At 41.7% G+C, this 11,200-nt stretch carries 9 protein-coding genes; 6 read left to right on the top strand and 3 right to left on the bottom strand.

Translation table 11 applies throughout. From position 1 onward, the window contains the following. Nucleotides 1–447 precede the first annotated feature (447 nt). From RCH20_RS12090 to RCH20_RS12115, 6 genes are all read left to right on the top strand, one after another. Nucleotides 448–1,500 carry a TRAP transporter substrate-binding protein gene (locus tag RCH20_RS12090; protein ID WP_327193781.1) on the top strand — a complete coding sequence of 351 codons (1,053 nt, stop codon included), beginning with the start codon at nucleotides 448–450 and terminating at the stop codon, nucleotides 1,498–1,500. An 858-nt stretch (nucleotides 1,501–2,358) separates the two neighbouring features. Next, complete coding sequence (locus RCH20_RS12095; RefSeq protein WP_209956275.1) at nucleotides 2,359–3,414, top strand: TRAP transporter substrate-binding protein; 1,056 nt, start codon at nucleotides 2,359–2,361, stop codon at nucleotides 3,412–3,414. 17 nt (nucleotides 3,415–3,431) lie between these two features. Further along, nucleotides 3,432–3,959, top strand: coding sequence for a TRAP transporter small permease (locus RCH20_RS12100; protein WP_327193782.1), 528 nt, complete (start codon nucleotides 3,432–3,434; stop codon nucleotides 3,957–3,959). Then, entirely contained in the window at nucleotides 3,956–5,245 is a 1,290-nt protein-coding gene (locus RCH20_RS12105; protein WP_209956277.1) for a TRAP transporter large permease, read from the top strand. Before RCH20_RS12100 ends, RCH20_RS12105 begins: the two co-directional genes overlap by 4 nt. A 288-nt stretch (nucleotides 5,246–5,533) precedes the next feature. Beyond that, complete coding sequence (locus RCH20_RS12110) at nucleotides 5,534–6,589, top strand: 5'-nucleotidase (protein WP_209956278.1); 1,056 nt, start codon at nucleotides 5,534–5,536, stop codon at nucleotides 6,587–6,589. Between the two features lie 139 nt (nucleotides 6,590–6,728). Next, a complete protein-coding gene (locus tag RCH20_RS12115; protein ID WP_209956279.1) occupies nucleotides 6,729–7,340 on the top strand; it encodes a rhomboid family intramembrane serine protease in 612 nt (203 codons plus the stop codon). Nucleotides 7,341–7,378: 38 nt separating this feature from the next. Here the strand turns inward: RCH20_RS12115 and RCH20_RS12120 are convergent, their stop codons facing one another. From RCH20_RS12120 to RCH20_RS12130, 3 genes are all read right to left on the bottom strand, one after another. Further along, a complete protein-coding gene (locus RCH20_RS12120; RefSeq protein ID WP_327193783.1) occupies nucleotides 7,379–7,924 on the bottom strand; it encodes a hypothetical protein in 546 nt (181 codons plus the stop codon). 277 nt (nucleotides 7,925–8,201) lie between these two features. Next, the gene (locus RCH20_RS12125; RefSeq protein ID WP_209956281.1) at nucleotides 8,202–10,070 is read right to left on the bottom strand and encodes a sodium:solute symporter family protein; all 1,869 of its coding nucleotides are present in this window, start codon (nucleotides 10,068–10,070) and stop codon (nucleotides 8,202–8,204) included. Between the two features lie 4 nt (nucleotides 10,071–10,074). Next, on the bottom strand, nucleotides 10,075–10,335 hold the full coding sequence (locus RCH20_RS12130) for a DUF4212 domain-containing protein (protein WP_209956282.1): 261 nt from the start codon (nucleotides 10,333–10,335) through the stop codon (nucleotides 10,075–10,077). Between the last annotated feature and the right edge of the window lie 865 nt (nucleotides 10,336–11,200).

Raw genomic sequence — 11,200 nt, forward strand, 5'->3', positions numbered from 1 at the left:
ATGGTAGTGTGGATTCGTCCATGTGAGAGTAGGTCATCGTCAGCTCTCTATTCTAGTAAAGCCCCCAACGTTAATTCGTTGGGGGCTTTTCTTTGCCTAAGTTTCTAGTGGGCTACTGATGAATTCCTTCTATGTGATGGGAACAGAAGGTTTTTCCTAAACAACAAGGCCTGTGCTAAAAATATCATAGGAATAATTTAGTATTCAGGTAAGATACTTCTGATATCTATCTTAGAACGATTTGACACCTATCGTTATAGCTGCTAATTTTGACTGATACCTTTAATTCTAAGTAACAGTCTAAATCTGAATTAATAATAGCCGTTCGTAAAAATTATAGAGAGTCGTTTGTCAATCAATGTTAAATGAGGCTTAGAAATATGTCCTTTATTTAGCAGATTGATAAATAAGCTTTTATTTTTTAATAATTATCAAAAGGAATTGATAATGAAGTTTGCTCCTCTTTTTTCAATAGGTGCCATAGCAGCACTTAGTCTAATAGGCTGTTCTAACCAATCTGATGGCGACGCTTCTGCTATGTCATCTCAAGAAACCACTACGCTACGTTTTTCGCATTTTTGGCCAGCTACTTCCTCTATTAATAAAGAGGTATTCGAGCCGTGGGCGAAACAAATAGAAACTGACTCTAATGGTCGACTTAAAGTTGAGCTTTATCCTTCAGCGACCCTCAGTAAAGCAGACGTCACCTACGAAGCTGCTGCTAAAGGTACGATAGACATCGGCTCTCAAGCTCATGGCTATACCAGTGGTCGCTTTCCGTTGACTCAAATTGCAGAGCTCCCAGGGTTATCTAGCTCGTCGACTCAGACGGGCTGTATGCTGCAAACCTTGTATGAAGATGGCACCATTGCTAGTGAGTACAAAGACTCACATATCTTGTTTATGTATGCTACGGGTCCAGGTGCGCTGCACTCCACCAACAAGCTGATTAGAACCCCTGAAGATATGAAGGGTATGCGTATTCGTCGCCCGTCAGCAGTCGCTGGCGACATCATCGAAAGTATGGGCGCTTCTCCCGTAGGGTTACCTGCTAATGACATGTACACATCCTTACAGCGTGGCGTCGTTGACGGTTTAAGTTTCCCATGGGAAGCGGTGACAACCTTTAAAATTGATGAATTAACCAAATATCATACCAATATTCCATTCTATAGCTCTGCTTTGATGGTCACTATGAATCAGGGCAGCTACGACAAATTACCCGATGATTTGAAAAAAGTGATTGATAGCAATTCAGGAATGGCGTTGGCGAAAAAAGTCGGTGAAGTATTTGATAAACACGATGATATAGCCTTACAAGCTGCTATCGATAAAGGGGATCAGGTTATCGAAGTTCCAGATCCGCTCAATGATCCAGACTGGAAAGGTCCACTCGAAAAAGGCACACAAAAATATCTTAGCGATGTTAACACTTTAGGTTTAGATGCCGATGGGGTTTATGAAAAGGCTAAAGCCGCTAGTATTGCCTGTAAGGTTTAGCCAATCAAAGGCATGACATAGCAGCTATTGTCAGGACTCGTACTTCCACCTTGTCGTGATTAATTGTTTGTGTTCCTTTGCTTCGAATAAGTGAAAGTATTCAGAATATATTGTGTGGTTCGCTCATGGAGTGGATCATCATCAGCTCTCTATACCCAAACCCTGTTAAGCGTTAGCTTAACAGGGTTTTTTATTACCTAGGGTCTTGGCCTAATCTATTACAAAGTACAGTTAAAATATCTTAAAAACGCGACGGTACTGCTGGTATAAGCTTTTTGCAGCCTCTGTCTACGTAGGTACAGTAAGCAAGAAAAATTTATGTCAGCAGTATGTTATGTATCGATATTACGTTTCATTGACTATAGATACAAAGGATGGACTACTGCTTTGACAGAAACTGGCATTCAATTTTTACCAGTATACGGACAGCATGTTTTTTACTCTTGAGGTGTATGTGTTTTTACTCATTATTTTACCCTGTCAGATTGGTGAGTCTTCGACAAACCCAAGGCGGTTCATCGTACCTATGCACTTTTCATTCCTAAGCCTCTAGAGAGCTAAAGTAGAATAAGGCATTTCTCACATAAAATGGAAGGCAAGCAGGGTATTGTAACGCTGAAAAAGTATTCCATTTCATTATCTAAAATGATTTGACACCTATCATTATAGCTGCTAATTTTACCTAGCATCTTTAATTCTAAATAGCGGTTTAAATTGGAGTTAATAATAGTTACTCGTAAGTATCATAGAGAGCTATCAATTAATCGTTAATAAATATGATTTAAGTTATATGCTATCTATCTAGTAGATTTATAAACAGGCTCTTATCTTTTTAATAATTATCAAAAGGAATTGATAATGAAATTCGCTCCTCTTTTTTCAATAGGTGCTTTAGCAGCACTCAGCCTAATGGGCTGTTCTAATTCATCGGATACTGGCAACGACGCCTCCGCATCATCCCAAGAAACCACTACGCTGCGTTTTTCGCATTTTTGGCCAGCAACTTCTTCTATCAACCAAGAGGTTTTTGAGCCGTGGGCGAAACAAATAGAAACCGACTCCAATGGCCGCCTCAAAGTTGAACTTTATCCATCAGCGACCTTGAGCAAGGCTGATGTGACCTATGAATCTGCTGTAAAAGGAACTATCGATATTGGTTCTCAAGCCCATGGTTACACTAGCGGACGTTTCCCCTTAACTCAAATTGCAGAACTTCCAGGCTTATCAAGTTCAGCCACTCAGATGGGTTGTATGCTGCAGACCCTTTATGAAGATGGTACCTTTGCTGATGAATATAAAGATTCGCACCTGCTATTTATGTATGGTGCCGGCCCTGGAACTCTACACACCACTAATAAATTGATTAGAACCCCTGAAGACATGAAAGGTATGCGTATTCGTCGCCCTTCAGCAGTGGCAGGCGATATTATTGAGAGTATGGGTGCCTCTCCTGTAGGATTACCTGCTAATGATATGTACACGTCCTTACAGCGTGGGGTCGTTGACGGCTTGAGTTTCCCATGGGAAGCAGTCACAACGTTCAAAATTGACGAAATAACCAAATATCATACTAATATTCCCTTCTATAGCTCTGCCTTGATGGTGACTATGAATCAAGACAGCTATGACAAATTACCTGATGATTTGAAAAAAGTGATTGATGATAATTCAGGTATGGCTTTGGCGAAAAAGGTCGGTGTAGTATTTGATAAACATGATGATATGGCTTTACAAGCGGCAAGGGATAAAGGGGATGAAATCATCGATATTCCAGATCCGCTCAATAACCCAGATTGGAAAGGGCCTCTGGAAAAAGGCACGCAAAAGTATCTTAGTGATGTCAAAGCTCTAGGTTTAGATGCTGATGGGGTTTATGCAAAAGCCAAAGCAGCCAGTGTTGCCTGTAAGGTTTAACCTATTGGAGTTGTCACATGGTATTTCTGGTCAAAATAAGCCGCTTTATTGCAAGGATGTGTGAGTTCATTGGTGGTATCAGCTTAATCATCATTGTTCTCGCCACCATTGCAGATGTTTTCTTTCGTTATATGTTCAAGCTCACTGGTGGTGAGCTCGGATTTACTATTAAAGGCGGCGTGGAGATTGTCTCCTATTTTATGCTTTTTGCGTTGTTGTCTGCTTTTGCCGCCTATGTCGAACGGTCACAAATTATCGTCGATGTTTTTACCCAAAAAATGCCCCAGGCTATCAAAGGCTATATGATGGGTACCTTCATGATGGGGTTTTTCTTAATAGGTATCGTGTTCACATGGGGCCTATATGAGAGTGCAGTCGATGCCGTCCATTTCGGTAAAGTGACTCAAGATCTTAGAATTTCAATGATGCCCATTTATGGCTTGAGTTCATTCTTAAGTGCCTTACTTGCTATTCGCGCCCTTATCGAATCTATCAATATTTTCAAAACGGGCGAGTTCTTTGACGCCGAGGAGACAGGCGCATGAGTCCAGAAATTATTGGTGCTATCGGTTTAGTGTGTATGATTTTACTAGTCATCGGCAGGGTGCCGGTTGCTTTGGCAATGTTAGGCGTAGGGCTAGTAGGTTTTGGGGCAGTAACTGCTCCTAGCAACGCCCTACAGATGTTAAAAGACGTTCCAGTAGATGTCTTAGCAAAATATGATTTTAGTGCCATTCCTCTATTCATATTAATGGGGGTGTTTGCTACGCATTCTGGTATGGCAAGTAAGCTCTTTGAATCCACTCGTACTATCTTTGGTGGTGTTAGAGGCAGCCTTGGGATTGCGGGTATTGGCTCATCAGGTATCTTTGCCTCTATTTCCGGATCATCGTTAGCGACTGCGTCTACGATGGCTCGAGTGGCATTGCCACAAATGGAAAAATACGGTTATCAGCCGGGTTTTGCCTGTGGGGTTTTAGCCGCTGGTGGGACCTTAGGGATTATGATTCCACCCAGTATCGCGCTGCTGGTTTATGCCATTTTGACCCAACAATCGGTTGGCGATATGTTTATTGCTGGGTTTTTGCCGGGTGTGCTAGGCATGGTTATGTATTCGATTACTGTGATGATCATGGTGCGCTGGAAGCCGCATCTCGCACCACGCGGCGAGCGAACCCCATGGAAAGCTAAGATAGTGTCTCTGACTGGTCTTATCCCTTTTAGCTTTATTTTCATTATTATTATCGCCGGTATTTTCTTTGGCTTATTTACCCCCACTGAAGGGGCAGCAGTAGGAGCCTTTGCTTCTTGGGGCTATGCTGCTGTCAAAGGCATGAGACTCGATGGGTTAAAGCGTTCCTTAATTGAGACCTTAGCGTTATCTGCGGTGGTATTCTTTATGCTATTAGGGGCAGAAGCGCTCGGCTACTTTATCTCTGTATCACAAATGTCTAATACCCTAGCAGCGTGGATTGGTGGTTTAGACGTTAGTCCAATGGTGGTGTTAATCTGCATCCTGATCATGTACTTTTTGCTTGGGTTGTTTATGGATGCCCTAGCGATGTTGGTGATCACCATTCCTGTGGTATATCCTATTATTCTAGCATTAGGTTTTGATCCCGTTTGGTTTGGTATCATTGCGGTATTAACTGTAGAGCTTGGGCTCATTACCCCGCCCATGGGCATGAATATCTTTGTGATTAAAGCGGTAGCCCCGCACATCAAGCTTGCGGATATGTTTCGCGGGGTAGCGCCCTTTATTGTCTCTGATTTGATTCGATTGATTGTTTTGGTATCCTTCCCAGCCATATCTTTAGTGTTATTAAGTTGAGAGTTGTTCATGACAGCTAAATAAACAAGCTATTATTAAAGTTATGAGCGTCAGAGGATTATCGTTAGTTCTTCTCACCATATTGTTGTAATGACAATATGGTTTTTTTATGCGAGCAGCACTATAGGTTTGATCTTATAGGTCCAAGACTTTGATAGAGCGATGACCTTATCATAACTTTTCTCCTAATTTTAAAGGCTGATAGATGTAGTAAACTCAATAGACTTTATTCCTGTATTATTGACATATAAATAGTATTTCATATCAGCATATATAAGTAGAAAAGTTATGGCAGTCGATTTTAGTAATACTTTAATAGTCGCAATTTCCGCAACGGCACTTTTTGATTTATCAGAATCCGAGAATTATCTATTGCAACTGTTGCAACAGCATCCTGCTAATAGAGCTATCAAAGAATTTCGGGACTATATGGTGGATCGTGAAGACGAACCGCTGAGTATTGGTGCCGGCTACCCTTTGATCAAGGCGCTACTTAATCTAAACAATTACTGTAATCAAGGTGTTGGATCAGAATCAGATATTGAAACGCCTTTGGTTGAAGTCGTTATCGTCTCAAAGAGTAGCCCTGATACGGGTATTCAAGTACTAAACGCCATTCGTAACCACAAGCTTAATATTTCACGCTCAGCCTTTATCTCAGGCAGTCCAATAGCGCCTTATATCAATGATTTTAATGTTGACTTGTTTTTGACCACCAACCGTGATGATGCACAACAGGTAGCAGATGCAAAAATTTGTGCTTGTGCCATATTGGACGCTACCCCTGTGAATACGTATGAGCTGGATACTGAGCAGCTGCGCATTGCCTTTGATGGTGATGCGGTATTGTTTGATGATTCTGGAGAGCTTTTGTATAAACAAAAGGGGCTGCGTGCTTTTCATGAGCGTGAAGCGCAGATGCGAGATTTGCCAATAGAAAAAGGGCCATATGCTGAGCTGTTAATTAAGCTGTCAAAACTACAAGAACGATTACCAGTGGGTATCAATCAATGTCCTATCAGTATTGCATTGGTCACTGCGCGTAATGCGCCAGCTGACTTGCGAGCGATTAAGACGCTACGGGAGTGGGGAGTAGATGTCGATATGGCGTTTTTTTTGGGTGGTCTTGAAAAAACGTCAGTACTCAAAACCTTCGCGCCACATATCTTTTTCGATGATTCAATTCAGCATATTAATGCCGCGCGCAGTTTTATTCCTACGGCCTTAGTCCCCTATCATTCAGCCTCTTTATTAAATGGCAGTAGGTATTTAAGTTTTAGCAAGGACGCCTCATTACTAAATTTTATCCCAGTCCAAAAGTCACTTTTTTCAGTGAATAATTAACGGATATCTTGATCGTTACAATATTTCTAGTGTAATTAACCTGATACGTTTGGATTATTCTATTTCATAGTAAAATTGATCTTTGACATAAAGTACGTAACGTATTTGGTTTGATTGAGACATAAGAGGGTAGCGGAATATGAACTGGCAGCAATTACTAACACTGATTATGGCGCGATTGAAGCAGGTTATTGGCTTATATATTTTGGTGCTGATACCAATGTGGGGCCTGTTTATTTTTAATAAAGCAATACTATTTGGCCTTTGGAATATTTTTGGTATCGTACCCCGCACCCTAGATTTACGCAGCATTATCGGTGTGTTCACTTCATGGACTATGCACGGTAACTTTGCCCACTTATTAGGCAATACCTTAGTATTGTTACAGATTTTGTTTTTGTTTGGTTTGTTTGAAAATAATGCTTATCGGACTATCCTCAAGCTCATTGTCGCTTCAGGGGTGATGACTTGGCTGATAGGCTCACCGTTATCAATTCATATTGGTGCGTCAGGGCTGTGTTTTGCGATGCTCGGCTATATGATAGGAGGAGCCGTGTTTGCGAGGCGTTGGGGCTATCTGATTGCTTGTATTGTAATGGGAACAGGGTATTGGCTCACTATCAAGCAAGGTTTGATTCCGCAACAGGGTATCTCATTTGCGGCGCACTTTGGCGGTCTATGCGCCGGTTTATTGTTAGGGGCGAGCTCGAAACATGCCTATACCAGCATCACTAAGTATGCACACAAGTGATCTATCGCTGTTTATAGTGATGCCTATAAGCATATCGTTTAGCGGTTGTTTGAACATACACTAATAAATAATGGATCACCTTGTGCTAAAGCACGCCATTTAGTGGTCTGTTCAACGTATTCATTAATGGTTAGCTTACTGTCTTTCGCGGGTATAATATAGTCTGCGCGCGCTGGCGCCACACAATCAATAACTTGTAGGATTTGCTGAACACTCATGCGTCTTTCAAATAAATACAAGTTAACCAAATATATATCTTGGTCGTCTACTTGAGCACTTGCATGACCACTGTCTGCGGCTATGAAGCGTACTGTTTGTGGTTTGACATAGGACCACGGGCGAAACCAGATACTCTTTTCAATGGTCTTAATGACCGTCATGCCTTCAGGAAGCTGAGCCACTTGCTGACTGTACCAGTTGTACTCTTGGTGTATTTGAAAACCAAAGATGCCAGCCGCACCAAATAATGGGATAAGCCACTTAGGTGCCTTTTTACCTGCCAGTTTGCTGAGGTGAGTTATGACGAGTGCTACCCCAGCTAGGCCGAATCCGGCGGCAATGGTAGCGATAAACTCAAAAAGCATAAGACTTTTCCTTAACGCAATCAGCGCATTTAATACCAATATCAAAAAATAAGCCAACGTGGTCAGACTTTCTAAGCCTACTCATTATAGTACTGGCCGTTGTCTTTCTCGTTTGCTTTAATTTTTAGAAACGGGTTAACCAAATAATCGCTTGTCATAAATATCTATTCATAACAACCTTGGGATAAAAAAATCACTCACAAGCAGCTGCTGCCTGTGAGTGATAGATGTGTTACCAGTGATACGTGTTTAGCAGCTAAGCTTAGTGAATAACAGCTTAGTGGTCAACCGCACCGCCAGCACCACGTGGAGAACGTACGCTCTCCACCAGCTCTTGGATATGTGCCGGTGGTGGCGCAGTAGAATAAGAGACAATAAATGCGACGATAAAGTTAAGCAACGCACCAACCGCGCCGAATGATAATGGCGAGATCCCAAACAACCAGTATTCTTCAGTATCAGGGAAGTTGGCAGTACCAGTGATAAAGAACCAGCCTTTGAAAACAAAGATATAAACTAGGATAGTAATCAGACCCGTTAACATACCAGCGATCGCGCCAAGATTGTTAATACGCTTAGAGAAAATACCCATCATCAATACAGGGAACAGTGATGCCCCTGCAATACCAAAGGCTAATGCAACCACCTGGGCGGCAAACCCTGGTGGATTAATACCCAACCATGTGGCAACGACAATCGCCACACCCATAGTGATACGTGCCACTTTTAGCTCGTCTTTATCACTGATGTTTGGATTGAGGTTTCTTTTAATCAAGTCATGACTGATCGCTGATGAAATTGCGAGTAGTAGGCCAGCTGCCGTTGATAACGCTGCTGCCAAACCACCTGCGGCGATAAGTCCAATGACCCAACCTGGCAACTGTGCAATTTCGGGGTTAGCCAATACTAGGATATCAGCGTTTACGTCTAACTCATTACCTTTCCAGCCCGCATCAGTAAAGCGTCCATCGAGCTCTAAGTCATGCGCTGCTTGTGCTTTTTCAACTGCCGCAGTCGCTGCAGCAACATCGCCGCCATCAGCTTGAGCTGCAGTTAATGCAAGCTCTGCTGCACCAAGGCCGCTATCGCTATACATCTGAATACGACCATCGTTATTCAAATCGTTGTACTTGATTAGACCGGTGTCTTCCCAAGTATTCATCCAATCCGGACGCTGATCATAGGTAAGCGCTGGTTGGTCAACACCTTGTGGATAGACAGTATCGATTAAGTTTAGACGCGCCATAGCACCTACTGCTGGAGCAGTGAAGTATAGTAGCGATATAAATACGAGTGTCCAACCGGCTGTCCAGCGGGCATCCGCAACCTTGGGTACTGTGAAGAAGCGAATGATAACGTGCGGTAGACCGGCTGTACCAATCATAAGTGATAAGGTAAATAGTACCATGTTGAGCTTGTTAGGTACGTCAGCCGTATAAGAAGCAAAACCCAAGTCGGTAACCACTTGATTAAGCTTGGTTAATATCGGTAAACCTGACTCAGTATGGGTTGAAAATAAGCCTAAGCCTGGAATTGGGTTGCCAGTCAACTCAAGTGAGATGAAGACCGCAGGAATCGTATAAGCAATCATTAGAACCACATACTGCGCAACCTGCGTGTAGGTAATTCCTTTCATACCGCCAAGTACGGCGTAGAAAAATACGACGACAGCAGCAATAAGCAGTCCGGTCGTATTTTCAACTTCTAAGAAGCGTGAGAATGCAACACCAGCACCAGTCATCTGACCGATAACGTAAGTAGTGGATGCGACAATCAAACACACGACTGCAATCATAGCCGCAGTCTTGGAATAAAAACGGTCACCAATAAAGTCAGGCACTGTAAACTTACCGAACTTACGTAAATAAGGCGCTAACAGCATAGCTAGTAGAACATAACCACCGGTCCAACCCATCAAGTAAGTTGATGCGCCATAACCGCTAGCAGCAATTAGACCTGCCATTGAGATAAATGACGCGGCACTCATCCAATCCGCAGCCGTTGCCATACCGTTCACTACCGGATGCACACCGCCGCCAGCCACATAGAACTCGCTAGTGGTACCAGCGCGCGCCCAAATCGCAATACCGAAATACAGAGCGAAGGATAGACCCACAAAAATAATATTAATTGTAAATTGACTCATAGGGCTATTCCTCGTCTACACCATATTGTTTATCTAGTTTATTCATACGCCACGCGTAGAAGAAAATTAAAATGATAAAGACTGCGATGGACCCTTGCTGAGCGAACCAAAAGCCTAAATCAGTACCGCCTATGGCGATACCTGATAATAATGGACGTAACAAGATTGCAAACCCATATGAAACTAGTGCCCATATGATTAGACTACCTATAATGAGACGAATATTGGCGCGCCAATAACCGGATGGATCGTTGTGGTTCTCCATAGGACAACTCCTTTTGCCTGAAATAAAAACAGAGTTACTAATTAGGATCTAACAAGTCATTGTGGTTTAGCGTCCATCGCACAGTGCGATAGGGTGTCTATAGTAAAATCACGAGATTTATTTCATAGACTGCTAAAGCAGAATGACCAACTAGTATTAGTAATCAAAAACTATCAACCAAGTTTTACGCCATTTTCTATAACTTCATAACTCATAAAAATAGCCATAAACTGCTTAGCACTAAACTGCGATCTAAAAATAATGGGGTTAATCGTCTGAAAGAGAGCAAGATAACTGCATAGTATTGCTCATTATTATGGCTGCGATCAAGTGTATTGTATGAACATAATAATATTCATTCAGGAAAGTCGATGGGACCTGACAATCCGCTGTCTTATTACCACTGTTTTATTATAGTTTTTATCTTTTTGATAATATCTATTAAAATTTTTAGTCTTTAATTATTCATGCCAATAAGTATTGAGGCAGATAGTTATGAACTTATTAGGAATATATACAATAATGACCTGATTAACAATAAATAAATTTAAATTACTTTATGTAACTAAATATTTACTTAATAGAAAGTATGGCGAACTTATGTTGGCAAAATTTATTAAAGCAACTGATACTGTTGGTATTATCATATAAAACCCATGCTTATAACAAGGGTTTTTATGATAATTATCTTGAAGCGTATACATAGCACATGGTATTTATCTCAGAAATAGAGTCTGTAGAATGATAAGCAAGTATTATGATCATAAATATATTCTTAGATTAACACGTGAAGTGCAATTTCAAACAGCAGGTGAAAAAGAGGCCTAGATGCGCTAGCATCAAGGTTACTATCCACCGCCAAAGT

It is taken from the genome of Psychrobacter sp. PL15 (genome assembly GCF_035984995.1).
Taxonomy (GTDB): Bacteria; Pseudomonadota; Gammaproteobacteria; order Pseudomonadales; family Moraxellaceae; genus Psychrobacter.